Source organism: Qipengyuania sp. SM2507 (genome assembly GCF_053714505.1).
In genome coordinates, this window is sequence record NZ_CM132307.1 from 1,257,145 (window position 1) to 1,281,041 (window position 23,897).

General features: G+C 65.8%; 19 protein-coding genes and 1 tRNA gene. 9 read left to right on the forward strand and 11 right to left on the reverse strand.

Features of this window, described 5'->3' with window-relative positions; genetic code table 11:
* The first annotated feature begins 44 nt into the window (after positions 1 to 44).
* A complete protein-coding gene (locus ACWIKC_RS06125; protein WP_454599228.1) occupies positions 45 to 1,007 on the forward strand; it encodes a bile acid:sodium symporter family protein in 963 nt (320 codons plus the stop codon).
* Here the strand turns inward: ACWIKC_RS06125 and ACWIKC_RS06130 are convergent.
* The gene (locus ACWIKC_RS06130; RefSeq protein ID WP_454599229.1) at positions 1,004 to 2,065 is read right to left on the reverse strand and encodes a DUF475 domain-containing protein; all 1,062 of its coding nucleotides are present in this window, start codon (positions 2,063 to 2,065) and stop codon (positions 1,004 to 1,006) included. The two genes, ACWIKC_RS06125 and ACWIKC_RS06130, sit on opposite strands and share 4 nt — an antisense overlap.
* A gap of 14 nt (positions 2,066 to 2,079) precedes the next feature.
* A complete protein-coding gene (gene panB / locus ACWIKC_RS06135; protein WP_454599230.1) occupies positions 2,080 to 2,952 on the reverse strand; it encodes a 3-methyl-2-oxobutanoate hydroxymethyltransferase in 873 nt (290 codons plus the stop codon).
* Positions 2,953 to 3,121: 169 nt separating this feature from the next.
* Here panB and ACWIKC_RS06140 point away from each other — a divergent pair, with 169 nt between their 5' ends.
* The gene (locus ACWIKC_RS06140; RefSeq protein WP_454599231.1) at positions 3,122 to 4,552 is read left to right on the forward strand and encodes a sodium-dependent transporter; all 1,431 of its coding nucleotides are present in this window, start codon (positions 3,122 to 3,124) and stop codon (positions 4,550 to 4,552) included.
* Between the two features lie 97 nt (positions 4,553 to 4,649).
* The gene (locus ACWIKC_RS06145) at positions 4,650 to 6,236 is read left to right on the forward strand and encodes an amino acid permease (RefSeq protein ID WP_454599232.1); all 1,587 of its coding nucleotides are present in this window, start codon (positions 4,650 to 4,652) and stop codon (positions 6,234 to 6,236) included.
* A gap of 60 nt (positions 6,237 to 6,296) precedes the next feature.
* On the opposite strand, the gene ACWIKC_RS06150 is transcribed toward ACWIKC_RS06145, so the two are convergent.
* Positions 6,297 to 6,782, reverse strand: a complete 486-nt coding sequence (locus ACWIKC_RS06150) for a pyridoxamine 5'-phosphate oxidase family protein (protein WP_454599233.1) — start codon at positions 6,780 to 6,782, stop codon at positions 6,297 to 6,299.
* 144 nt (positions 6,783 to 6,926) lie between these two features.
* Between ACWIKC_RS06150 and ACWIKC_RS06155 the strand changes: the two genes are divergently transcribed.
* The 6 genes from ACWIKC_RS06155 to ACWIKC_RS06180 all read left to right on the forward strand — a co-directional run bounded on the left by ACWIKC_RS06155 (position 6,927) and on the right by ACWIKC_RS06180 (position 16,414).
* Entirely contained in the window at positions 6,927 to 7,718 is a 792-nt protein-coding gene (locus ACWIKC_RS06155) for a hypothetical protein (RefSeq protein ID WP_454599234.1), read from the forward strand.
* Positions 7,719 to 7,786: 68 nt separating this feature from the next.
* A complete protein-coding gene (locus ACWIKC_RS06160) occupies positions 7,787 to 9,292 on the forward strand; it encodes a Y-family DNA polymerase (RefSeq protein WP_454599452.1) in 1,506 nt (501 codons plus the stop codon).
* Between the two features lie 49 nt (positions 9,293 to 9,341).
* Positions 9,342 to 10,586: a putative DNA modification/repair radical SAM protein gene (locus ACWIKC_RS06165; RefSeq protein WP_454599235.1), complete on the forward strand. Its 1,245-nt coding sequence runs from the start codon at positions 9,342 to 9,344 to the stop codon at positions 10,584 to 10,586.
* Positions 10,583 to 12,034, forward strand: coding sequence for a UdgX family uracil-DNA binding protein (locus tag ACWIKC_RS06170; protein WP_454599236.1), 1,452 nt, complete (start codon positions 10,583 to 10,585; stop codon positions 12,032 to 12,034). The genes ACWIKC_RS06165 and ACWIKC_RS06170 overlap by 4 nt, the downstream gene beginning before the upstream one ends.
* A gap of 10 nt (positions 12,035 to 12,044) precedes the next feature.
* Positions 12,045 to 15,677 carry an error-prone DNA polymerase gene (locus ACWIKC_RS06175; RefSeq protein WP_454599237.1) on the forward strand — a complete coding sequence of 1,211 codons (3,633 nt, stop codon included), beginning with the start codon at positions 12,045 to 12,047 and terminating at the stop codon, positions 15,675 to 15,677.
* A 2-nt stretch (positions 15,678 to 15,679) separates the two neighbouring features.
* The gene (locus tag ACWIKC_RS06180) at positions 15,680 to 16,414 is read left to right on the forward strand and encodes an extensin-like domain-containing protein (RefSeq protein ID WP_454599238.1); all 735 of its coding nucleotides are present in this window, start codon (positions 15,680 to 15,682) and stop codon (positions 16,412 to 16,414) included.
* Positions 16,415 to 16,429: 15 nt separating this feature from the next.
* Here ACWIKC_RS06180 and phoB read toward each other — a convergent pair whose 3' ends face one another.
* The 8 genes from phoB to ACWIKC_RS06220 all read right to left on the reverse strand — a co-directional run bounded on the left by phoB (position 16,430) and on the right by ACWIKC_RS06220 (position 23,848).
* Entirely contained in the window at positions 16,430 to 17,119 is a 690-nt protein-coding gene (phoB, locus tag ACWIKC_RS06185) for a phosphate regulon transcriptional regulator PhoB (RefSeq protein ID WP_454599239.1), read from the reverse strand.
* Between the two features lie 67 nt (positions 17,120 to 17,186).
* Positions 17,187 to 17,861: a phosphate signaling complex protein PhoU gene (gene phoU, locus ACWIKC_RS06190; RefSeq protein ID WP_454599240.1), complete on the reverse strand. Its 675-nt coding sequence runs from the start codon at positions 17,859 to 17,861 to the stop codon at positions 17,187 to 17,189.
* Positions 17,862 to 17,869: 8 nt separating this feature from the next.
* The gene (gene pstB / locus ACWIKC_RS06195) at positions 17,870 to 18,616 is read right to left on the reverse strand and encodes a phosphate ABC transporter ATP-binding protein PstB (protein WP_454599453.1); all 747 of its coding nucleotides are present in this window, start codon (positions 18,614 to 18,616) and stop codon (positions 17,870 to 17,872) included.
* 38 nt (positions 18,617 to 18,654) lie between these two features.
* The gene (pstA, locus tag ACWIKC_RS06200; RefSeq protein ID WP_454599241.1) at positions 18,655 to 19,905 is read right to left on the reverse strand and encodes a phosphate ABC transporter permease PstA; all 1,251 of its coding nucleotides are present in this window, start codon (positions 19,903 to 19,905) and stop codon (positions 18,655 to 18,657) included.
* Positions 19,898 to 21,283 carry a phosphate ABC transporter permease subunit PstC gene (gene pstC / locus ACWIKC_RS06205; RefSeq protein WP_454599242.1) on the reverse strand — a complete coding sequence of 462 codons (1,386 nt, stop codon included), beginning with the start codon at positions 21,281 to 21,283 and terminating at the stop codon, positions 19,898 to 19,900. The genes pstA and pstC overlap by 8 nt, the downstream gene beginning before the upstream one ends.
* A gap of 17 nt (positions 21,284 to 21,300) precedes the next feature.
* A complete protein-coding gene (locus ACWIKC_RS06210) occupies positions 21,301 to 22,338 on the reverse strand; it encodes a substrate-binding domain-containing protein (RefSeq protein ID WP_454599243.1) in 1,038 nt (345 codons plus the stop codon).
* A gap of 165 nt (positions 22,339 to 22,503) precedes the next feature.
* Positions 22,504 to 23,694, reverse strand: a complete 1,191-nt coding sequence (locus tag ACWIKC_RS06215; RefSeq protein ID WP_454599244.1) for a sensor histidine kinase — start codon at positions 23,692 to 23,694, stop codon at positions 22,504 to 22,506.
* Between the two features lie 79 nt (positions 23,695 to 23,773).
* Positions 23,774 to 23,848, reverse strand: a tRNA-Glu gene (locus ACWIKC_RS06220).
* Between the last annotated feature and the right edge of the window lie 49 nt (positions 23,849 to 23,897).

Below are 23,897 nucleotides of genomic sequence, written 5' to 3' on the forward strand. Positions count from 1 at the left end.
CTCTACACTCGACAGCGGCGAGTTGGCGGGGCAGGGCGCGGATGATGGCGCTGCGCACCGTAATTTCCGATCCGATGCTGCGCATGCTTGCCGCCGCAGTGCTGCTGGCGGCGATCCTCCCGGTAAGCGGCGATGCCCGACCCGTTGCCGATCTTCTCGTCAGCGCAGGAGTCTTCGTGCTGTTCCTGCTCAACGGCATGCGCATCGCCCGCAGCGAAATCCGCGCCGGCCTGCGCAACTGGCGCTTCCTGCTCCCCCTGCTGCTGTGGGTCTTCGGCGCGATGGCGCTGGCCGGGTTGGCGCTGGCGAGCGTCGGGCAGGGGCTCGTTCCCCCGCTGATCGCGGTGGGCTTCCTCTATCTCGGTTCGCTGCCCTCTACGGTTCAGTCGGCGACCTCCTACAGCGCGTTGGCCGGCGGCAATCTCGGGCTCTCGGTGATCAGCGCGGCGCTGCTCAATATCGCCGGCATCTTCGTGACCGTACCGGTGTTCTTCCTCCTCGGCGGGACGGGGAGCGACGCGCAGATCGGGTGGGAGACCGCCCAGCGGATCATGCTGATCCTGCTGCTGCCCTTCGTTCTCGGCCAGATCGTCCAGGGGTGGACGCAAGGTTTCATCGCCCGGCATGGCAGACATGTCGTCTGGATCGACCGGAGCGTCATCGCGCTGGCGGTCTATGTTGCCTTCTCGGGCGCTGTCGAACAAGGCATCTGGCAAAAAGTCGATACCGGCGCCTGGGCCTGGTTAGGCGGGATGGTCGCGCTGTTCCTGCTGTTCGGCCATGCCGGTTCCTGGCTCGTCGGAGGAGCCCTTGGCCTGCCGCGCCGCGAGCGGATCTCGTTCCTGTTCGCGGGCACGCAGAAGAGCACGGCGGTGGGCGTGCCGCTCGCCGCGATCCTTTTTGCCCCCGAAGTCGCGGGATTCCTGGTGGTGCCGCTGATGCTCTACCACCTGTTCCAGCTAGTGGTGGCGGCGCCGGTCGCCGGAGCGCTCAGACGGTCGGGTTAGGCCGTCGCCTCAAGCGTTCCGTGGCGCTTGTTCCAGCGGACGGACCACCACAACGAGATTCCGATCAGCGTTGCCCCGATCAGCCCGGTAATGGCCTCGGGAATATGCACCACCACCGAAGCGAGCATGATGCCCCCCAGTGCGATGATCGCCCAGAAGGCGCCGTGCTCGAGGAAGCGATAGGCCGCCAGTGTCCCCTTCCTGACGAGATGGATCGTCATCGAGCGGACGAACATTGCGCCGATCGACAGCCCCAGCGCGATGACCACCATGTTGTTCGACAAGGCGAAGGCGCCGATCACCCCGTCGAAGCTGAAGGAGGCGTCGAGCACTTCGAGGTAGAGAAATCCCCCGAGCCCCGAGCGCATCACCACGCCGCTGGCGCGCTTGGCCTGCTCGCGCATGTCGAGAAAGGTACCGAGCGCATCGACCGCGATAAAGGTGACGACCCCGAGCAGGCCCGCGGTGAGGAAGGTCAGCGCTTCTTCAGCGGGCAGCAGCGTGGAAATCCCCCACATCACCAGCAGCAGCATTGCGATCTCGACCGCGGGCAGCGCGGAGACGCGGGTGAGCTTTTCTTCGACCACCGCGATCCAGTGCACTTCCTTGTCGGCGTCGAAAAAGAACTTCAGCCCAACCATCGTGAGAAAGGCGCCGCCGAAACCCGCGATGCCGACATGCGCACCCGAGACGATCCGCTCGTATTCCTGCGGGTTGTTCAACGACAGGTCGATCGCGGCGAGCGGCCCCAGCCCCGCGGCGATCGCCACGATGGCGAGCGGGAAGATGATCCGCGTGCCGAACACCGCGATGGCGATGCCCCAGACGAGGAAGCGCTGCTGCCAGACTTCGCTCATGTCCTTCAAGACCGTGGCGTTGACCACGGCATTGTCGAAACTGAGCGAAACCTCGAGAATCGAGAGGATTATTACGATCCACAGCAGCCCGAGCGTCCCCACCAGCGTGCCGGTGCTAGCGGCCCCGTACCACACGGCCAGCCCCAGACAGATCAGGGTGAAGACAAGCGAGAATTTGTAGAATTGCAGGAGCGTGGACACGCGGGGGTGATCCTTCAGGATTTGGGCTGGTAAGTCTGGTCTTCGCTCGGGAAGCTGCGGTTGCGCACTTCCTCGGCGTAGGTCGCGGCGGTCCGCTCGATCAGCGCGGCGATATCCTCGTATTTCTTCACGAAGCGCGGCACGCGCTCGAACATGCCGAGCATGTCTTCGGTAACCAGCACCTGCCCGTCGCATCGCGCCGAGGCGCCAATCCCGATGGTGGGAGCGGAGACCGCTTCGGTGGCGGCGATGGCGATGCTTTCGACGACGCCTTCGATGACGATGGCGAAGGCCCCGGCCGCGTCGAGCGCCCTGGCATCGCCGACGATCTTGTCGGCTTCGGCATCGCTGCGGCCGCGCGCGGCGTAGCCGCCCAGCACATTAACCGCCTGCGGGGTTAGTCCGACATGGCCCATCACCGGAATGCCGCGCTGCGACAGGAAGGCCACGGTCTCGGCCATCGCCTCGCCGCCTTCGAGCTTCACCGCCGCAGCGCCGCTTTGCTTGAGCAGCTGCGCGGCGCTGTCGAAGGCCTGTTCGGGCGAACGCTCATAGCTGCCGAAGGGCATATCGACCACGACCACCGCGTGATAGCTTCCGCGCACCACCGCAGCGGCATGGTTCGCCATCATCTCCATCGTCACCGGAATGGTGGAGGGCAGGCCGTAAATCACCTGGCCCAGCGAATCGCCCACCAGCAGCAGGTCGCAATGCGCATCGAGCAATTGCGCCTGGCGCGCGGTGTAGGCGGTGAGCATCACCAGCGGTTCGCCGGTCGCGCCATCGGTCTTGCGCGCACGAATCTTGGGAACGGTCAGCCGTTTCATCGGCGCCGGCGTGGGATTGGCCCTGCTGGTCGCAGTATCGATCTGAAAGGTCGTGGACATGGCCGCAACGCCTAGCGCCCTGTGAACGCAAAGGCAAAGCACCCTCGACGCAGGCGGCAAAACATTGCAGGTAGGGAGCCCCACACACGAAAGGGTGCCCCGCCTCGGATGGGTCGCCGGACAAAACACGCGTTGCATCGGTACGACGCGCGATGGAGAGCAAGACACAATGGTCGCGACAACGACAAGCACGAGCGAAGGTTGGTCCTCGCGTTGGGCATTTATTCTGGCTGCGATCGGTGCGGCGGTCGGGCTGGGCAATATCTGGCGCTTCCCGACGCTGGCGGGCGAGAGCGGCGGCGGTGCCTTCGTGATCTTCTACATCGGCTGCGTGTTCCTGATCGGCCTGCCGCTGATCCTCTCCGAAATCTTCATCGGCCGCGCCGGGCAGACCGACGCGGTCGGATCGATCAAGCGCGTCGCGGCGCAATCGAACGCCTCGACCAATTGGTCGATCTTCGGCGCGATCGGCGCGATTGCGGCCTTCCTGATCCTGTCCTTCTATTCGGTGGTTGCGGGCTGGGTGCTCTACTACGCCGGGGTGATGGGTGCCGACCTGCTGCAGGCGATCGGCGCGGGCGAGCCTTTCCGCGGCGCTCTGGCGGGCGAGAACGAGGCGCAGGTGCAGCAACGCCTCACCGACATGTTCGCCAATCCCGGGCTGCTGCTGGCGATGCACTTCCTCTTCATGGGTGCCACGCTCTTTATCGTCGCACGCGGTGTCCATTCGGGCATCGAGAAGGCGGCAATGTACCTCATGCCGATGTTCTTCGCGCTTCTGATCGGGCTGGTGCTCTACGGCGCGATCGAAGGCGACATGGGCGATGCCTTCACCTTCCTGTTCACCCCCGACTGGTCCAAGCTGACCCCGCAGGTGATGAACGCCGCGCTGGGCCAGGCGCTGTTCTCGCTCTCGCTGGGCGTGGCCGGGTTGATCACCTATGGCTCCTACATCAAGGAAGGCAGCGGCCTCGGCTCGACTTCGGCGCTGATCGCTTTCGCCGATATCGGCGTGGCGCTGCTGGCGGGCCTGATGATCTTTCCGATCGTCTTCGCCGTCGGGCTCGACCCCGCTGCGGGGCCGACGCTGGTGTTCCAGACGCTACCCTTCGCATTCCAGACCATGCCCGCGGGCGCGCTGTTCGGCTTCCTGTTCTTCGTGCTCATCCTCGTCGCGGCGGTGACCAGCTCGATCTCGCTGCTCGAGGTTCCGACCGCCTGGGGCATCGGCGAGCGGGGCTGGAGTCGTGCGAAATCGGCCTCGATCTTCGGGGGCGGTGCCTTGGTCATCGGCATATTCTGCCTGCTTGGCTACAATGTCTGGTCCGACGTCCGTCCGTTGGGGTTCTGGCCGCTGTTCGAGAACACCGACATCCTCGATACGATCGACGGTTTCACCGGCAAGGTGATGTTGCCGCTGGGCGCCTTGCTTACCTCGCTGTTCGTGGGCTGGAAGGCTGATCGCACGCTGGTTCGCAGCGTAACCGGCCTCTCGCCACTGGCGTTTGGCGTGTGGCGGTTCCTGATCGCATGGCTGTGCCCGATCGCGGTCGCCGTCATCCTGATAACAGGGCTTTTCCCCGGCCTGCTGGGCGCCTGATCTTTTCTGTTGCCGGTCCCGGAAAAGGGATTAGATCACGGCGTTGCAGGCTGGCAGGGCGGAAGCGTTCCGCTGCGGGCCTGGGGGTCTCCGGCCAATGCTTCTCGACAGGGTAAAGCCGCTCGACGCGATTCTCGCGACGGCGAAGAAGAAATCTCTCAAACGCACCCTTGGGCCCATACAATTGATGCTGTTCGGGATCGGCTGCATCATCGGCACGGGCATTTTCGTCCTGACCGCCGCCGGAGCCCAGAAGGCTGGTCCCGGCTTGATGCTCGCCTTCGTGATCGCCGGGCTCGTCTGCATCGTCGCGGCGCTCTGCTATTCCGAGATCGCGTCGATGATCCCGGTTGCAGGATCCGCCTATACCTATTCCTACGCCACCATGGGCGAGTTGCTCGCCTGGACGGTGGGCTGGGCGCTGATCCTCGAATACGCGATCGCCGCTTCGGCGGTCTCGGTCGGGTGGTCGGGCTATTTCTCCGGTACGATCCTCAACGAATTCCTCGGGGTCGAGCTGCCGCTGTGGCTGGCCGCCGGGCCGCTGGCGCTGGGCGGTGAACCGGGCGGCTTCATAAATCTGCCGGCTATGGTGATCGCGCTGCTGGTCACCTGGCTGTTGATGATCGGCACCAATGAAAGCGCGCGCGTCAATGCGGTGCTGGTTCTGATCAAGGTAGTCGCACTTACCGTCTTCATCGCGCTCACCTTCACCAGCGCCGATTTCGACGCCGACAAGTTCAATCCCTTCCTGCCCGCAGGCGTGTTCGGCGGCTTCGGTTCCGGGGTTGGTGCGGTGGGCGCCGCGGCGACGATCTTCTTTGCCTATGTCGGTTTCGATGCGGTCTCGACCGCGGCGGAAGAGACCAAGAACCCGCAGCGCAACGTCCCCATCGGCCTGGTGGGTTCGCTGCTGTTCTGCACCGTGTTTTATATTCTTGTGGCAGCGGGCGCGATCGGCACGATCGGCGGGCAGCCGATCATGGGTCCGGGCGGCATTCCCTTCCCGGCGGGATCCGAGCAACTCGCGTTGCAATGCGCCATGCCGCAATACGCCGCCTCGCTGGTCTGCTCGGACGAGGCGCTGGCGCATGTGCTGCGCCAGATCGGCTTCTCCGGTATCGGCAACATGCTCGGGATCGCGGCGTTTTTCGCGCTGCCTTCGGTTATCCTGGTGCTGCTGTTCGCGCAGACCCGCATCTTTTTCGTGATGAGCCGTGACGGACTGCTGCCCGAAGGGCTCTCCAAGGTCCATCCCAAGTGGAACACGCCCTATGTGGTGACCGCCATCACCGGCGTGATCGTGGCCTTCGGCGCGGCTTTCTTCCCGGTCGGTCAACTGGCCGACATCGCCAATGCCGGCACGCTCTACGCCTTCCTGATGGTGGCAGTGGCGGTGATGCTGCTGCGCCGAAACGATCCCGATCGCCCGCGCAGTTTTCGTACCCCGGCGCTGTGGCTGGTCGGTCCGGCGACGATCTTCGGTTGCGCCTTCCTGTTTCTCAACCTGCCGACCGAGGCGATGCTGGTGCTGCCGGTCTGGTCGACGATCGGGCTGGTGGTCTATTTCGCCTACAGCCGCCGGCACAGCCATCTCGGGCGCGGCGTGGTCGAGGTGCACGAGCCCGAATATGCCGATGTCGAACCCGGCATTCCCGGTATCGATCATCGCGAAGGAGCTTAGGCACCACGAAAAAGGGCCGTTCCTGCGAACGGCCCTTTCTTGTAGATTTGGTGCAGCGGATCAAAGCGGCGTGCGCTTGACGTGCTGCTCCTCGGCTTCGTCATGGACATCCATGCCCAACGCCATCTTGGCGGTGCTGATGAGCCCCATGTCGCCGTCCCAGATCTCGGCATTGCCCAGATCCATGCGCATGAAGAAGATGTCGGGATCGGTCTTGCCGCCTTCGTACCAGGCCTCGACGAAATTGTTCCAGAATTGATCGAAGCGTTCGCGGCTGGTTTCCTCGACCAGTGTGCCGGCGAAGCGCGCATATATGCCGTGATCACCGCCCTTGAAGGTCGCGGTGGCCGGGCCGAGCGCGCGGAAGGGGCTCTTGGTGTTGGTGAAGAACCAGATCGCGCTGTTGGCATCCTTGTCCAGTTGCGGGCTCATCGGAACCGCGGTGTCGGGCTGGCCGTCGAGCTGGAGGAAGAGGAAGGGCGAATCGGCCAGCGACTTCCAGAACTTGGTTTTCAGTTCGTCGGCATTGCCTGCTGCGTATTTCATGCGTGTCTCCTGTTGGATGGTTCATTGTTTCAATGATCGAATAAGGCGTTCGGTCCCGACAGTGGTGAGGAGGAGAGGCGAGTGCGGGGATGAAAGCTGCGCCGGGATTGCGAATCGGAGTTGAGCGGAACATAAGCGGAACATATGAGTCGTTCCATCATGCCCATCGAAACGCTTTCGCAGACCTGCGATGTCGCCGCGCTGGCCGCGCAGCGCAGCGCGCGCTGGCAACCCGGCCTTGCCGCGCGCGCAGGGCCGGTCTCGCATAGCGAAGTCTTCGCCTCCACCAACCATGCCGGCGGCGCGGCGCTGGCGCTGGCGCTGGCGCTCGACGATTGGCGCCATGCCCCGCGCGGCGAAACCCGCGAAGCGCAGGACCAGCGCGCGGTGCTGTGGGTGCAGACGCGCGAGGCGGCGCGGCTGACCGGGCGGCCCTACCGTGCCGGCCTGCCCGGGGATCTGAGCCACCGCGTGATTCATGTGCTTGCCGAAAAGCCCGAAGACGCGTTGTTCGCGCTGGAAGAAGGCGTGCGCTGCCGCGAAATTGCCTTCGTCATCGGCGAGCTCTCGGGCAATCCCCGGGCGCTCGATTTCACCGCCTCTCGCCGGCTGACGCTGGCGGCGGAACGGCACGGGGTGCCGCTTTATCTCGTAAGGCTGGAAGCGCAGCGCGATCTCAGCTCGGCGCGGATGCGCTGGGAGGTGGGTTGCGCGTCCTCCGCCGCGCCCGCCTGGAACGCGCAGGCGCCCGGTGCGCCCGCCTGGCAGGCCGAGCTGTTTCGCGCCCGCGCCCATCCGCCGGGTACCTGGCTGCTGGGCGAAGAGGGCGGACGATTGCGCGCCGGGCGGAAGCGCGAAGGTGAAGACGAGTCGCCGGGCCGCGCCTGGACCGGCGGATTGCAGCAGCGGCGGCGCCCCCGCGCCGCGGGGCGGTGAGCAGCGGGCAGGGGCCGACCTCGCCACCTCCCCGCCGCATCCTCTCGATCTGGCTGGGCGCGCTGGCGATGGATCGCTGGTATCTGGCGCAGGAGCAGGCCGAGGACGGGCCGCTCGTGCTGATCGCCGACACCGCGCATGGCCCCCGCATCGAAGCCGCCAATGCCGCGGGTCGTGGGGCCGGCGCGCGGCCAGGCATGATGCTAGCCGATGCGCGCACGCTGTGCCCCGAAATTCGCACCGCCCCTTCGGACCCCGCCGGCGATCGCGCGCTGCTCGAAAAGCTTGCCGAATGGGCGATGCGCTGGGGGCCGTGGTCGGCGCTCGATTCCCCAGACGGCCTGCTGGTCGATGTCACTGCGGTGGCGCATCTGTTCGGTGGCGAGCCGCAGCTGCTCGAGGATGTGCAAGCCGCCTTCGCGCGCCGTAACCTGACCAGCCGCACCGCGATCGCGCCGACCGCCGGTGCCGCTTGGGCGTTGGCGCATTTTGGCGCCGAGCGGAGCATTCTCGCACCCGCCGAACGGGATCATGAATATATGCCCGCTCAGCTTGCAGACCTCCCCGTCGCGGCGCTGCGGCTCGATGGCGATGTGCTGACCGTGCTGCGGCGGCTCGGGCTCAAGCGGCTGGGCGAACTTACCACCATCGGCCGCGATGCGCTCCAGCGGCGCTTCCGCAACCGCCGCTCGCCTGCCGCCAATCCGCTGGTCCGGCTCGACCAATTGCTCGGCCGTGTCCCCGAACCCCTGCTCCCGGTGGTGCCGCAGCAGATGCCGCTGGTGCAGCGTCGCCTGCTCGAACCGATCCGCCATCGCCCGCTGCTCGACCGGGTTCTGATCGATCTGGGCGATGACATGGCGCGCGCGCTGGAAGGCAGCGCGCAGGGTGCGCGGCGGCTCGAACTGGGGCTGTGGCGCGTCGATGGCGAGGTGGTGGTGCGCCGTCTCGAACTTGCCGCCGCCACCCGCGATCCCGCGCATATCTGCCGGCTGTTCGCCGCCAAGCTCGACGATGTCGATGCCGGATTCGGGATCGAGATGCTGCGGCTGCGCGCCAGCTGGGCCGAGCCGCTGGCGCTCGAGCAGCAGGATCTCGAAGCGGCGGCGGAGCAGCACGGCACCTCGCTCGCCGCCTGCATCGACCGGCTCTCGGTGCGGCTGGGCGAGGGCGCGGTGACCCGGCCGGTGCTCCATCCCAGCCATATTCCCGAGCGCGCGCAACGCTGGCAGCCACCGCTCGCAGCCCAGGCGCCCGTGCAGGCCGAACTCGCCTTCCACCAGCGCCCGCTCAAGCTGCTCGACCGGCCCGAGCGGATCGCGGTGCTCTACGCCACCCCCGACGGCTATCCCCAACGCTTCCGCTGGCGCGGCAGCGTCCACGATGTGGCCCGCGTCGAGGGACCCGAGCGCATCGCGCCGGAATGGTGGCGCGAGCGCGGCGCGGCGCGACTGCGCGACTATTACCGCATCGAGGACGGCGAGGGGCGGCGCTACTGGATCTACCGTCAGGGCCTGGTCGGCGACGGCCGCGGCGGCCTGCCCGACTGGTATCTGCAGGGGCTGTGCGCGTGAGGTGACGAAAAGGCTAGGCGAAGCCACAACTGGAACATATAAAGAACAGATGGCCGTACCCACCACCCTCGAGAAGCTCGAAATCCTCGCCGATGCGGCCAAATACGATGCGTCTTGCGCCTCCTCGGGGACGGCGAAGAAGGATTCGCTCGGCGGCAAGGGGCTCGGCTCGACCGAGGGGATGGGGATCTGCCATGCCTATGCCCCCGACGGGCGCTGCATCTCGCTGCTCAAGATCCTGCTGACCAACCACTGCATCTTCGACTGCCATTATTGCATCAACCGCAAGAGCAGCAATGTGCGCCGCGCGCGTTTCACCCCGCAGGAGGTGGTGGATCTGACGCTGGCCTTCTACCGGCGCAATTACATCGAGGGGCTGTTCCTCTCCTCGGGGATCGTCAAGAGCTCGAACCACACCATGGAACAGATCGTAGAAGTCGCGCGCATCCTGCGGGTGGAGCACGATTTTCGCGGCTATATCCACCTCAAGACCATCCCCGAGGCCGATGCCGAGCTGGCGCATCAGGCGGGGCTCTATGCCGATCGCGTCTCGATCAATGTCGAACTGCCGACCGATGCCGGGCTGACCCGGCTGGCGCCCGACAAGGATGCCCGCCAGATCGAGGGCGCGATGGGCAAGGTCAAGGCCGACCTCATCGAGGCCAAGGATGCGCGCAAACGCTTCCGCCACGCCCCGCGCTTCGCGCCGGCGGGCCAGTCGACCCAGATGATCGTCGGTGCGGACAAGGCCAGCGATGCCGATATCGTCGGCAAGGCGAGCCGGTTGTACGACAATTTCGGCCTGCGCCGGGTCTATTATTCGGCCTTCTCGCCGATCCCCGATGCCAGCGCGGTGCTTCCGCTCAGCCGTCCGCCGCTGATCCGCGAGCATAGGCTCTACCAGTCCGACTGGCTGATGCGCTTCTATGGCTACAAGCCCGCCGAGGTGATGCAGGCGACCGATGCCGACGGCAATCTGCCGCTCGACATCGATCCCAAGCTCGCCTGGGCGCTCAAGTTCCGCGAGAATTTCCCCCTCGACGTCAACCGTGCGAGTCGCGAGCAATTGCTGCGTGTGCCCGGGCTGGGCGTGAAAGCGGTCAACCGGATCGTCGCGAGCCGCCGTCACCGCACGCTCAGGCTCGACGATGTAGCGAAGCTCACCGTCTCGATCGCCAAGGTGCGGCCCTTCATCTGCACGGTCGACTGGCGCCCGGTCACGCTGACCGACCGCGCCGACCTGCGCGCGCTGTTGGCACCCAAGCGCGAGCAGCTCGAGCTGTTTGCGGCATGACCGCGCTCCAGCAACTTGCCGCCGGCAGCCGCTATCTGGTCCAGCTCGCCGAGCCCGACGATTTCGAGGCCTGGCGCGAGCGGGCGCGGGCGCTGGTGCAGGCCGATGTCCCGCCCGACCGAATCGTCTGGGTCGAGCCGGGCGGCAGCGGCGATCTCTTCGCGCATGGTGAACAACGCGTGCCCACGACGCCCGGGGATGCGGCGCCGGTGCGCGCCAACCGCCGCTTCGTCCAGCTGGCGTGCAATGCGCTGCTGCATCGCGACCCGGAACGCTTCGCGCTGCTCTATCGCCTGCTGTGGCGGCTGCAGGCGGCACCCAGGATCATGGAAGACAGCGCCGATCCCGATATCCGGCGGATCGAGGAGCTCGCCAAGGCGGTGCGCCGCGACAGCCACAAGATGCACGCCTTCGTCCGCTTCCGCCTGGTCGAGAGCGAGGAAGCAGGCGAGGCCGGGGAGGCGCGCGAGCATTACGTCGCCTGGTTCGAGCCCGAGCATCACATCCTGCGCGCCAATGCCGGTTTCTTCATGCGCCGTTTCGCCAACATGCGCTGGTCGATCCTCACCCCCGCGGGTTCGCTGCACTGGGATGGTGCGAGCATGCAGGAAGGCCCGCCCGCGCAGCGCGCCGACGCGCCGACGGGCGATCCGATGGAGGATCTGTGGCGCGGCTATTACGCCTCGATCTTCAACCCCGCACGGTTGAAGGTGGGCGCGATGCTCAAGGAGATGCCGCGCAAATACTGGAAGAACATGCCCGAAGCCGCGCTCATCCCCTCGCTGATCGCCGGCGCGCAAAGGCGCGAGGCGGCGATGGTCGATGCCGGGGCGCTGGAATTCGACGAGCGCCCCGAGACGCTGGCGGGAATCGACAAGGCCATCCACGCCTGCCGCCAATGCCCGATCGGCGCGCTCGACAGCCATGCGGTGATGGGCGAGGGGCCTCGCGATGCTGCCTTGATGATCGTCGGCGAGCAGCCGGGCGATCAGGAGGACTTGGCCGGACGCCCCTTCGTCGGGCCGGCGGGGCAATTGCTCGATCGCCATCTCGTGCAGGCGGGGATCGATCGGCGCAGCGCCTATGTCACCAATGCGGTCAAGCATTTCAAATATGTCCAGCGCGGGAAGAACCGGCTGCACCAGAATCCCGCTGCCAAGGAGATCGACACCTGCCGCTGGTGGCTCGAGAGCGAGCGCGCGATCGTCCGGCCGCGGCTGATCCTCGCCATGGGCGCAAGCGCGGCGCGCGCGCTGCTGGGCAAGACGGTGAGCATTTCCAAGGCCCGCGGTGCGCCGGTGGCGCTCGATGACGGCAGCGAATTGTGGATCACCGCGCACCCGTCCTACCTGCTGCGGCTCGACGGCGAGGCGCGGGCGAAGCAGGCGGCGCTGTTCGACGCCGATCTGGCGGCGGTGAAGGCGCGGCTCGCCGAGCTTTGCGCGTGAGGGTGGCTTCATGCCCGAACAGCCCCTCACCCCCGACAAGCGGCGGATCGAGCTCGATCCCGAGCTGATCGACGCGCCGCCGCGGGCACAGTTCGTCGAATTGGGGATCACCAGCTGTTTCAGCTTCCTGCGCGGGGCGAGCGATGCGGTCGATCTGGTCATGACCGCGCGCGCGCTGGGCTATGATGCGCTCGGGATCGCCGATGCCAATTCGATGGCAGGGGTGGTGCGGCTGCATACCGAAGCGAAAACGCTTAAATTGAAGCCGCTTATCGGCTGCCGTGTGGAAACTGTCGAGGGCCTGGCCTTTCTCGCCTACCCGATGGATCGCGCCGCCTATGGCCGGTTGTGCCGGCTGATCAGCGCGGGGCGGATGACTACGCTCGGGGGCGAATGGCAGGCCAAGGGCGCTTGCGACATCAGCCTCGCGATGCTGGCAGGACAATGCAAGGATGTGCAACTGATCCTGCTACCGCCTGAGGATCTGGACGCAGAACTCACGATCGCGATCGAGAGCAACGTCATCCCCCTCCCGCTTGCCGGAGCGGGAGGGGGTGGATCTGTCGATTTGCACGCTGCGTCCGGACCCAACCCCGACCCCTCCGGCAAGCGGGAGGGGAGTTTGAGCGCTCCTATCGCCGACCTGCTTCCGCATCTCGTCCGGCGGCTCCCTACGCTCGGCCATATCGCCGCCGCCTATCTTTACCGCGGCGACGATATCGCGCGGATCGAGCGGCTCGATGCGCTTGCGCGCGCCAACGGGTTGTCGATCCTCGCCACCAACGATGTCCATTACCACACGCCGGCGCGGCGGCCGCTGCAGGATGTGATGACCGCGATCCGGCACAAGACCACGGTGGCGGCGGCGGGCCACCTGCTGGCCGCCAATGCCGAGCGCTATCTCAAGCCGCCCGAAACCATGGTCCATCTGTTCGCGCGATGGCCTCATGCCATCATCGCGACGCGCGAAGTGGCGGATCGCTGCCAGTTCAGTCTCGACGAGCTTGCCTATGAATATCCAGAGGAAATCCACCCCGACGGCATGACGCCACAGGCCTTTCTGGAGGCCGAGACATGGAAGGGGGCCCAATGGCGTTACCCCGTCGACGAGACAGGCGCGGGCCTGCCCGATGCCGTCCGCGAGACGCTGGAGCGCGAACTCGCGCTGATCGGCAAGCTGGGCCTCGCGCGCTATTTCCTGACCATCAAGGACATCGTCGATTTCGCCCGCGCGCAGGAGCCGCCGATCCTGTGCCAGGGGCGCGGCAGCGCCGCTAATTCGGCGGTCTGCTATTGCCTCGGGATCACCAGCGTCGACCCGGCCAAGCACGCGCTGCTGTTCGACCGCTTTATCTCCGAGGAGCGCAAGGAGCCGCCCGATATCGATGTCGACTTCGAGCACGAGCGGCGCGAGGAGGTGATCCAGTACATCTACACCAAATACGGTCGCCATCGCGCCGGGCTTTGCGCAACGGTGATCCACTACCGCCCGCGGATGGCGATCCGCGAGGTGGGCAAGGCGATGGGGCTGACCGAGGATGTCACTGCGGCGCTGGCGAAGACCGTCTGGGGCGGGTGGGGCCGCGAGATCAGCGAGCGCCACGCGCAGGAAACCGGTATGGATGTCAGTGATCCGCACCTGCGGCGGGTTCTCAAGTTGACCGAGCAAATGATTGGCATGCCACGTCATTTGTCGCAGCATGTCGGCGGGTTCATCCTCACCGAAGGGCCGCTGACCGAGACCGTCCCGATCGGCAATGGCGCCATGCCCGAGCGCAGCTTCATCGAATGGGACAAGGACGATATCGAGGCGCTGGGCATCCTCAAGGTCGATGTGCTGGCGCTGGGTATGCTCACCTGTATCCGCAAATGCCTCGACCTGCTCGAGGATCACCACGGCCGCAGCCTGAGCCTCGCCACCGTCCCGCGCGAGGACCCCGAGACCTACGCCATGCTGCGCAAGGGGGATTCGCTGGGCGTTTTCCAGGTCGAGAGCCGCGCGCAGATGAACATGCTGCCCCGGTTGCGTCCCCGCGAATTCTACGACCTCGTCATCCAGGTGGCGATCGTCCGACCGGGTCCGATCCAGGGCGACATGGTCCACCCCTATCTCAAGCGCCGCCGCGGCGCCGAGCAGGTGGTGATCCCCGCGCCATCGCCGCAACATGGCCCCCCCGACGAGCTCTCGAGCATTCTCGAACGCACGCTGGGGGTGCCGATCTTTCAGGAACAGGCGATGAAGATCGCGCTCGATGCGGCGCGCTTCTCCGGCGCGGAGGCCAACCGCTTACGCAAGGCGATGGCGACCTTCCGCAGCCGCGGCATGGTCGACGAGTTGCAGGACATGATGGTCGAGCGGATGGTAGCGCGCGGCTACGATCGCGATTTCGCGCAACGCTGCTTCAACCAGATCCGCGGCTTCGGCGAATACGGCTTCCCCGAGAGCCACGCCGCCAGTTTCGCGCATCTGGTCTATGTCTCGAGCTGGCTCAAATGCCACTTCCCCGCGGCCTTCGGCTGCGCGCTTCTGAATTCCCAACCGATGGGCTTCTACGCCCCGGCGCAGATCGTCCGCGACGCGCGCGAGCACGGGGTGGAGGTGCTGCCGGCGGATGTGAATTTTTCGGAATGGGATTGCACGCTGGAGGAGGAGGAAGGGTCGAAACACGCAGGGGAGCGCGAACAAGGTCGCCCCCTGGCGCTGCGTCTCGGCCTGCGGCAGGTCGATGGCCTTCCCGAGGCCGTGGCGGCAAGGCTGATAGCGGAGCGTGACGTCAACGGGGCCTATGCCGATGTCCGCGCGCTGCGCGACCGCGCGCGGTTGTCGCCGGCGCATGTCGAGCGGCTTGCCAGCGCCGACTGCTTCGGCTCGATGGCGCTCTCGCGGCGGCAGGCGCTGTGGGATGCGCGCAGCCTGGTGGGGGGCGAGGACCTGCCACTGTTCGCCGCCGCGGCGGCGCGCGACGAGGGCGCCGAACGCGCCGCCACGCAATTGCCACGCATGCCGCTCTCCGAAGAGGTCGTCGCCGACTACCAGACCACCCGGCTGAGCCTCAAGGCGCATCCGCTGGCCTTCCTGCGCGCCTCGCTGGGCGACCGCGGCTTCGTGCGCGCCTGCGACCTGCGCGCGCGCAAGTTCCGCTCGATGGTCCAGGTCGCAGGCGTGGTGCTGATCCGCCAGCGGCCGGGCTCGGCCAAGGGGGTGTGCTTCATCACGCTCGAGGACGAGACCGGGGTGATCAACCTCGTCGTCTGGCCCGATCTCAAGGAGAAGCAGCGCCGGGTGGTGATGGGCGCGCGATTGATGGAGGTGCGCGGCCGGGTGGAATATGACGACGAGGTGATCCATGTCATCGCGCAGCACATGACCGATGCCAGCCACGAACTCTACCGCCTGTCGGACGATCTGCTCACCGCACCCGTCGCGCGCGCCGATCATGTGACTTCGCCCTTGCCGGGCAGATTGATCGAACCGGGCTCTGGCGTGGGGCAGGACCGCGAGGGGACAACGACACCCTACACGCCCGTCGAGCCGTGGCAGGAACCCCCGCCGGGCAATCGCGAATGCGGGTCGCACGATCCCCAATCGCCCGGCCATCCGCGCGATGTCAGGATCATTCCCAAATCCCGCGACTTTCATTGAGCATGAAGGACAACCCGTTTCGCATTTCAACGCGCGTGGGCAGGCTTGCGGGCGACCGGCGGGTTATCGGCCTGCTGTTGCTCGTCGCCATTCTGGTCGGCGGGCGCGATTGGCTCGCCGAACATCCCCAGCACAATCCCTGGGCGCCGCTCGACCTCAACGATCCGCCGGGCTGGGCCACGCAGGCCAAGCTCGCCGCGTTGCGCGACGATGTCCCAGAATGCCGCGCGGTGCTCGAACGTTCGGAGATCGCGCACAGCGTGCTCGACCCGCAGGGGGAGGGCGCCTGCGAGCGCCCCGACCGCACGCGGCTCGACGCCTTCCCGCTGACGCCCAGCCCGCCGCCGACCACCTGCGGGGTGGCGATCGCGCTCGAATTATGGAGTCGCAACGCCATCGAACCGCTGGCCGAAGAAATATTCGGCAGCGAAGTTCAGCAAATCGAGCATCTTGGCGCCTACTCCTGCCGCCGACTTTACGGACGCGGCGAAGGTGCCTGGAGCGAGCACGCCACCGGCAATGCGGTCGATATCGCGGGTTTCGTGCTGGCCGACGGGACCCGGATCAGCGTGCTGGGCGACTGGGACGATAAGGGCGACAAGGGCGCCTTCCTGCGCCGCGTCCGCGCTGGAGCCTGCGACAGCTTCGCCACCGTGCTCTCGCCGGATTACAACGCGGCTCATGCCGACCATTTCCATCTCGACATGTCGCCGAGATGGGGCGGGGTATGCCGCTAACGACCTCGTCTGCGGTCAGACGGCTTCGAAGGCGTAACCGGCCGAGCGCACGGTGCGCACCGGATCCTTGGCACCCCGGACCTCGAGCGCCTTGCGCAGGCGGCGGATATGCACATCCACGGTGCGCAGTTCGATATCGCTGCCGGTTCCCCAGACGCCGTCGAGCAGCTGGCTGCGGCTGAACACGCGACCGGGGCTCTCCATGAAGAATTTGAGCAGGCGGTATTCGGTGGGACCGAGCTGGAGCGTCTGACCGCGTCGCGACACCTTGTGCGCCACCGGGTCTAGCGTGATGTCGCCGACCTCGATCGTCTCGCCCGCGAGCGCGGGGCGGATGCGGCGCATCACCGCCGCGACCCGGGCGAGCAGTTCGCGCGGGCTGAAGGGCTTGGTGATGTAGTCGTCAGCGCCGGTGTCGAGCCCGCGGATGCGGTCGTCTTCTGCCTCGCGCGCGGTCAGCATGATGATCGGGACATGCGCGGTGGCCTTGTCGCGGCGCAGCCGGCGGCAGACCTCGATCCCGCTGGTACCCTCGATCATCCAGTCGAGGATCACCAGATCGGGAGTCTCCTCCGAGGCCAGAATCAGCGCCTCGTCGCCATCGGCGGTGGTGCGGACCCTGTAGCCCTCGTTGTTGAAACGGTATTCGAGAAGTTCCAGCAGCGCCGGATCGTCTTCGACCAGAAGGAGACTTGCCGCGTTCACACCATGACCCTGACGTCGGTTGAGAGGTACTGATCGGGCGATATGACGCTCAAGCTACAATTATGTGTCAGCTGTCGATATCCGGCGCGTAAACGCCGGTTGCGGCATAATGCACCATTTCGGCCACATTGGTCGCATGGTCGCCGATCCGCTCCAGATTGCGAGCGACGAACAGCAATTGCGCCGCGCTGCTGATCGAGGAGGGGTTCTCGACCATGTGGCTGACCAGATTGCGGAAGATCGAATTGTAAAAGGCATCGACCTTCTCGTCTGCGGCGATCACGTCCTTGGCGAGTTCGGGATCGCGCGCCGCATAGGCGGTCAGCACGTCGTGGACCATTTCGGAGGTCAGCTCGGCCATCGCAGGGAGCAGCGTCAGCGGCTCGTATTTCTTGCGGTCGGGGCCGATCTCGCGGCTCGCCTTGGCGATGTTCTTGGAATAATCGCCGATCCTCTCGATCACCCCGGCGATCTTGAGCGCGGCAATGACCTCGCGCAGATCGTCCGCCATCGGCGCGCGCAGCGCGATGATCCGCACTGCCAGCTTGTCGACTTCGCTCTCGAGTTCGTCGATCTTGCGGTCGCCCTTGACCACGCGCTTGGCCAGATCGTCGTCGCCGCGCACCAGCGCCTCGATCGCGTCCTGGACGGCGACTTCCGCAAGTCCGCCCATCTCCGCGATCAGGCCGCGCAGTCGGGTGATGTCCTCATCGAAGGCCTTGACGGTGTGTTGCATATTCAATGGCGGTCCTAGCCGTAGCGCCCGGTGATGTAATCCTTGGTGCGCTCTTCAAGGGGGTTGGTGAAAATATCGGATGTGCGGCCATACTCCACCACCTTGCCCAGATGGAAGAAAGCCGTCCGTTGCGAGACGCGAGCGGCCTGCTGCATCGAGTGGGTAACGATGACGATAGCATAACGACCCGCAAGGTCGTCGATCAGTTCCTCGATTTTTGCGGTCGCGATCGGATCGAGCGCCGAACAGGGCTCGTCCATCAGGATCACTTCGGGATCGACCGCGATCGCGCGGGCAATGCAGAGCCGTTGCTGCTGGCCGCCGGAAAGCGCGGTGCCGCTGTCGGCGAGGCGGTCCTTGACCTCGTTCCACAGCCCGGCGCGGACCAGCGAACGCTCGACCACGGCATCGAGATCGTCCTTGTCCTCGGCGAAGCCGTGGATCTTTGGGCCGTAGGCGATGTTGTCGTAGATCGACTTGGGGAAGGGGTTGGGCTTCTGGAACACCATCCCGACGCGGGCGCGCAGTTGCACCACGTCCATCCCCGATTTGTAGATGTCCTCGCCGTCGAGCTCGATCGTCCCCTCGACCCGCGCCGAGGCGATCGTGTCGTTCATCCGGTTGAGCGAGCGAAGGAAGGTCGACTTGCCGCAGCCCGAGGGGCCGATGAAGGCGGTCACGTATTTCTGCGGAATGTCGATCGAGACCGAATCGATGGCTTGCTTGTCGCCATAATAGACGTTCACGTCGCGCGCGCTCATCTTGGCCTCGGTGGCCTCGAGGTTGTCGTGGATTACAGTCACCAGCTTTTCTCGAATTTGTTGCGCAGGTAGATGGCGAGGCCGTTCATCAAGAGGAGGAACAGCAATAGCACGATAATCGCCGCGCTGGTGCGTTCGATGAAGCCGCGGTTGACCTCGTCGGACCACAGAAAGATCTGCACCGGCAGCACGGTGGCGGGCGAGGTGAAGCCTTCGGGCGGGGTAGCGATGAAGGCGCGCATGCCGATCATCAGCAGCGGCGCGGTTTCGCCCAGCGCGCGCGCCATGCCGATGATCGTGCCCGTGAGGATACCCGGCAACGCCAACGGCAGGACATGGTGGAACACCACCTGCACCGGCGAGGCACCGATCGCCAGCGCCCCGTCGCGAATGCTGGGCGGCACTGCCTTGATCGCGTTGCGACCGGCGATGACGATCACCGGCATGGTCATCAGCGCCAGAGTCATGCCGCCGATCAGCGGCGCGGAGCGCAGATTGGGGAATATCCACAGGAACACCGCCAGCCCGAGCAGGCCGAAGATGATCGAAGGCACCGCGGCCAGATTGTTGATCGAGACCTCGATCACATCGGTCCAGCGATTGCGCGGCGCGTATTCTTCAAGGTAGAGCGCTGCGAGGACGCCGATCGGGAAGGCCAGCGCGAGCGTCACCAGCATCGTCAGGATCGAGCCCTTGAGCGCCCCCCAGATCCCGACCTGCTGGGGATTGGTGGCATCGGCACGCGTCAGAAAGCCGGGATCGAAATTCTTGGCCAGCACCCCGCGCTCGCTGAGCTCTCCAGCCAGTTGGCGCATCTCGGGCGAACCTTCGCCGGCATAGCCTGCGGCGAGGTCGGAACTGGCGGGCAATTCGAAGGTCGTGGTGCCGCGCAGAATGCTTTCGTCCGCGATGATCTCGCGGGCCACTTCGCGCCAGGCGTTGGCGTCGAGCTGTGCGGCAGCCTCTTCCCCGAGCGCAGCGGCGGCGTAGAATTCGACCACTGTCTGCAGACCCTGCGCGCCCAGGCTCTGGATCGCGGCGCCCTGTTCCATCTGGATGGCATCGCCGGAAATGCCCACTTCGGTGAAGTCGATGGGCACCTCGAGCTCGGCACGCTGGAAGCCGCCGATCCCGTTGATCGTCATGGTGCCGAGCAGGAACAGCAGCACCAGCATGGAGAACACGATGGCGCCCAGGCCGAGAGCCTTGAAGCGCCGTTCCGAGGCATAGCGCTGCTTGAGCCGCTTCTCGAACACGGGCGTGCGGGTAGGGAGAGTGCGATCAGTCATAGGCTTCGCGGAACCTCTTGACCACGCGCAGGGCGATGAAATTGAGTGCCAGCGTGACCATGAACAGGACGAAGCCGAGCGCGAAGGCGCTGAGCGTCGCGGGATGGTCGAAACTGCCTTCGCCGGTCAGCATGGCGACGATCTGTACCGTCACCGTGGTCATCGCCTCGAGCGGGTTGGCGGAGAGATTGGCAGCGGTCGAGGCGGCCATCACCACGATCATGGTCTCGCCGATCGCCCGGCTGACCGCCAGCATCACGCCCGCAACGATGCCCGGGAGCGCGGCGGGGACCAGCACCTTGCGGATCGTTTCCGATTTGGTCGCGCCCATCGCCAGGCTGCCGTCGCGCATCGCGCTGGGCACCGCGGCAATGCTGTCGTCGGCCATCGAGCTGACAAAGGGAATGATCATCACGCCCATCACCAAGCCCGCCGCCAGCGCGCTTTCGCTGGACGGGTTGGAAGCGCCGAAAAACTGCGCGATGTCGCGGATCGAGGGCGCGATGGTGAGTGCGGCGAAATAGCCATAGACCACCGTCGGCACGCCCGCGAGGATCTCGAGGGCGGGCTTGACCCAGCGGCGCATCGAGGGCGCGGCATATTGGGTGAGGTAGATCGCGCTCATCAAGCCGAGCGGGATCGCGACGATCATGGCGATGATCGCACCGATGAAGATCGTGCCCCAGAACAGCGGCACCGCGCCGTAGCGGGTGGGATCGGGATTGTCGGGGCTGCTCATCGGGTCCGGGCCCCAGTGGAGGCCGAACAGGAAGTCGAGCGGGTTGACCATGCCGAAGAAGCGGATGGTCTCGAACACCAGGCTGACCACGATCCCGATGGTGGTGAGAATCGCGACCAGCGAGGCGAGCAACAGGATCGTCATCACGGTCCGCTCGACCCGGGTGCGGGCGCGGAAGTCGGGCTTGAGTCTCAAGAAGGACCAGGCCCCGCCAAGGAAAGCGAGCACCAGGCTGACCGCGATACCGATCCAGGCGTAGCGGGTCATCGCCTCGCGGAAAGGCTCGACCAGCGCCTGCGCTTCGGGATTGAAAACCGCGGAAGAGGCGCCGCTCGCGACGTTGCGCGCCTCGGACAAGATGGTGTCGCGCTGAAAGCCGAAGGCGGGCAGGTCCGCGGCCGCCGGATTGGCGAGCACTGCCTGGTTCACCAGATTGGGCGCCAGGATCGTCCAGACCACCCCGAACAGCAGCATCGGCAGCGCGATCCACAGCGCGACATACCAGGCGTGATAGGTTGGCCGCGCGGCCATCCGCACGCCGGGATCGGCGCGCCGAAAACTCCACGCGCGGGCCCGCGCCGCCAGCCAGCCGGCCAGCGCGAGTCCGAGCGCCAGAAGAAAGAGAATGGCAGGCGACATGCGCTAGGTCGGACCCGCTAGAGCTCGGAACCGTCAAGGGTGGTGTATTCGGTCGCGACGCGCAGGCTCTGGGCTTTAACGTCATCGGGCGAGGGCACGAGGCCGATGCGAGCCAGCGCGCCGTCCTCGTCCCAGTTCCTGGTCCATTCGAGGAGATATTCTTTGAGCCCCGGAATGGCCTCCAGATGCGCCTTCTTGATGTACATGAACATCGGGCGAGCGCCGGGATAGGCGAAGCTGGTGATGTTCTCGTAGGTCGGCTCGACCCCGTTTACCGGGAGGCCGTGTACCTTGTCGGCGTTCTCCTCGAGATAGGAATACCCAAACACGCCGATGGCGCGCGGATTGTTCTCGATCTTCTGGACGATGAGATTGTCCTGCTCCCCTTGATCGACATAGGCGCCGTCCGAACGGACTTCGGTGCAGGCGCGGTCATAGGCATCCCCGTCACTCTCTTCGAGCGCGACCATTGCGGGATCAGTCTTGCAACCGACCTCGAGGATCAGTTCCTTGAGCGCATCGCGCGTACCCGAAGTGGAGGGCGGCCCGTAGACGAGGATCGGAATATCGGGGAGCGAAGGATCGACGTCGGCCCAGGTCTCGTTTGTCTGCTCCTGGCCATAGGGACTGGCGGCAATGGCTTCGTAGACAATCTGCGGGGTCAGGTTCATCATGATGCCGCCATTGGCTGCACCGAAGGCGATGCCGTCGAGGCCGACCTGCATCTCCATGATCTCGGTCACGCCATTGCTCTGGCAGCCGGCGTATTCGCCAGGCTTCATCCGTCGCGAGGCATTGACGACGTCGGGCGTGTCGGGACCGACACCCTGACAGAACAACTGGATGCCGCCGCCGGTGCCGGTCGATTCGATGATCGGCGATTTGATGCCCGGGCTCGAACGCGCCAGCGATTCGGCGACCGTCTTGGCAAAGGGGAATACTGTCGAGGAGCCGACCGAGCGCACCCAGTCGCGCGAGCCGCCACCTGAGTCGCCGCATGAGGTCAGGGCCACGGCAAAAATCGTGGCGGCTAAGGCTGCTTTGGTCTTACGCATCCCGGTGATCCCTTCTGATCGTGGTATGCCCGCGCGAAAGCGAGGATTTGTTACATGTTCGCGACAAAAGCATGACTTGTCTTTTCTGCGCTCGTACGGCCATCGATCCCGTCCCGCGCTCTAGCGCCATCGGCGCTACAAAGCGAGGCGTGCGCGAGCCTTCGCTCAGTCCTCGTCCTTGTCCGATCGCACGATCGGGAAACGGACCGTCACGGTTGTGCCGACGCCCATTTCGCTGGCGATATCGAGCTTGGCCGTGTGGCGCTCGACGATGTGCTTGACGATGGCGAGGCCCAGCCCGGTCCCGCCCGAGGCGCGGCTGCGGCCGGGATCGGTGCGGTAGAATCGCCGGGTGAGGTGGGGGATGTGCTCCGCCGCGACCCCTTCACCGCGGTCGCGCACCACCAATCTGACACGGCGCTTGCCCGAGGGGTGGACGCGGACGGTCACTTGCCGAGCCGGATCGCCATATTTGAGCGCATTGTCCACCAGATTGCGGACCAGCTGCTCGAGCTGCAACACATCGCCGAGGACGCGAAATTCGCCCTCGATGGCGAGGTCGAGCCGGTCGGCCCGGTCGGGCCCGGCGCCTTCCTTCGCGGCGCGCGTGACCAGCGGGCCGAAGTCGACGATCTCGGTCGGGCGGTCGTGCTTTTCGGCTTCGATCCGCGACAGTGACATCAGATCGCTGACCAGATGCTGGAGCCGCTGGGCCTCGCGGCTGATGGTGTCGAGGAATTTGCGCGAGGTCTCGTGATCGAGCGCGGTCGCATCCTCCTGCAGAGTTTCGACATAGCCGATGATGGAGGCGAGCGGGGTGCGCAGTTCATGGCTGGCGTTGGCGACGAAATCGGTGTGCGCGCGGCTGATGTCGGCTTCGGCGGTCTTGTTGATGAACTCGTAGACCCCCATGCCGCCTTCGAGCTGCTTGGTGTTGATCCGCCAGATATCGCGCACGCTGGTGAGCCCGCGCACCGTCACCGAGCCGCTCTCGTCCGAATCGATCAGCTGGACCGCATCGGGGTTGCGCAGCGAGATGCGGATGTCCTGTTCGAGGATATGCGTGCCGAAGACGTTACGCGCCGCACGGTTGGCGATGACCACCCGGTTACGACGGGTAACCAGCAGCGGGGTGTCGGCGCTTTCGAACAATTCGCCCATGCGGTCGGTGGTGAGCGCGGAAGGCTCGACCTTTTCGGTCGGCGGGGGCGGCGAGCCGACCCGCAGCCACAGCGTCCCCGCCCAGATCAGGAACACCGACAGCGCCACCAGCGGGGCAACGCCGGTCACCAGCATGACCACGCAGCAGATGAAGGCCAGCGTCAGACCGGGAAGGGGAAGGGGGCGAGCGCTCATTATCGCTGCGGGCCATAGCCCCGGTGCGACCGGCTTGCCAAGCAGGGCAGGGGCTGTTTCCGGTTGCGCTGCAAAAGGTTGGTGACCCCTACGGGAATCGAACCCGTGTTTCAGCCGTGAGAGGGCCGCGTCCTAACCGCTAGACGAAGGGGCCCGTCCGACCGTCACCCTTTTCGATAGGGTTCCGGAACTAAACGAGTAAC

Bases quoted from the DNA above. Each gene is read 5' to 3' on its own strand.
- ACWIKC_RS06175 (WP_454599237.1), top strand. From the start codon at position 12,045: ATGCCCGAACAGCCCCTCACCCCCGACAAGCGGCGGATCGAGCTCGAT.
- pstC (WP_454599242.1), bottom strand. From the start codon at position 21,283: ATGTCGCCTGCCATTCTCTTTCTTCTGGCGCTCGGACTCGCGCTGGCC.
- ACWIKC_RS06145 (WP_454599232.1), top strand. From the start codon at position 4,650: ATGCTTCTCGACAGGGTAAAGCCGCTCGACGCGATTCTCGCGACGGCG.
- panB (WP_454599230.1), bottom strand. From the start codon at position 2,952: ATGTCCACGACCTTTCAGATCGATACTGCGACCAGCAGGGCCAATCCC.
- ACWIKC_RS06210 (WP_454599243.1), bottom strand. From the start codon at position 22,338: ATGCGTAAGACCAAAGCAGCCTTAGCCGCCACGATTTTTGCCGTGGCC.
- ACWIKC_RS06155 (WP_454599234.1), top strand. From the start codon at position 6,927: ATGAGTCGTTCCATCATGCCCATCGAAACGCTTTCGCAGACCTGCGAT.
- pstA (WP_454599241.1), bottom strand. From the start codon at position 19,905: ATGACTGATCGCACTCTCCCTACCCGCACGCCCGTGTTCGAGAAGCGG.
- ACWIKC_RS06125 (WP_454599228.1), top strand. From the start codon at position 45: ATGGCGCTGCGCACCGTAATTTCCGATCCGATGCTGCGCATGCTTGCC.
- pstB (WP_454599453.1), bottom strand. From the start codon at position 18,616: ATGAGCGCGCGCGACGTGAACGTCTATTATGGCGACAAGCAAGCCATC.
- ACWIKC_RS06165 (WP_454599235.1), top strand. From the start codon at position 9,342: ATGGCCGTACCCACCACCCTCGAGAAGCTCGAAATCCTCGCCGATGCG.
- ACWIKC_RS06160 (WP_454599452.1), top strand. From the start codon at position 7,787: ATGGATCGCTGGTATCTGGCGCAGGAGCAGGCCGAGGACGGGCCGCTC.
- ACWIKC_RS06140 (WP_454599231.1), top strand. From the start codon at position 3,122: ATGGTCGCGACAACGACAAGCACGAGCGAAGGTTGGTCCTCGCGTTGG.
- ACWIKC_RS06180 (WP_454599238.1), top strand. From the start codon at position 15,680: ATGAAGGACAACCCGTTTCGCATTTCAACGCGCGTGGGCAGGCTTGCG.
- ACWIKC_RS06170 (WP_454599236.1), top strand. From the start codon at position 10,583: ATGACCGCGCTCCAGCAACTTGCCGCCGGCAGCCGCTATCTGGTCCAG.
- ACWIKC_RS06150 (WP_454599233.1), bottom strand. From the start codon at position 6,782: ATGAAATACGCAGCAGGCAATGCCGACGAACTGAAAACCAAGTTCTGG.
- ACWIKC_RS06215 (WP_454599244.1), bottom strand. From the start codon at position 23,694: ATGAGCGCTCGCCCCCTTCCCCTTCCCGGTCTGACGCTGGCCTTCATC.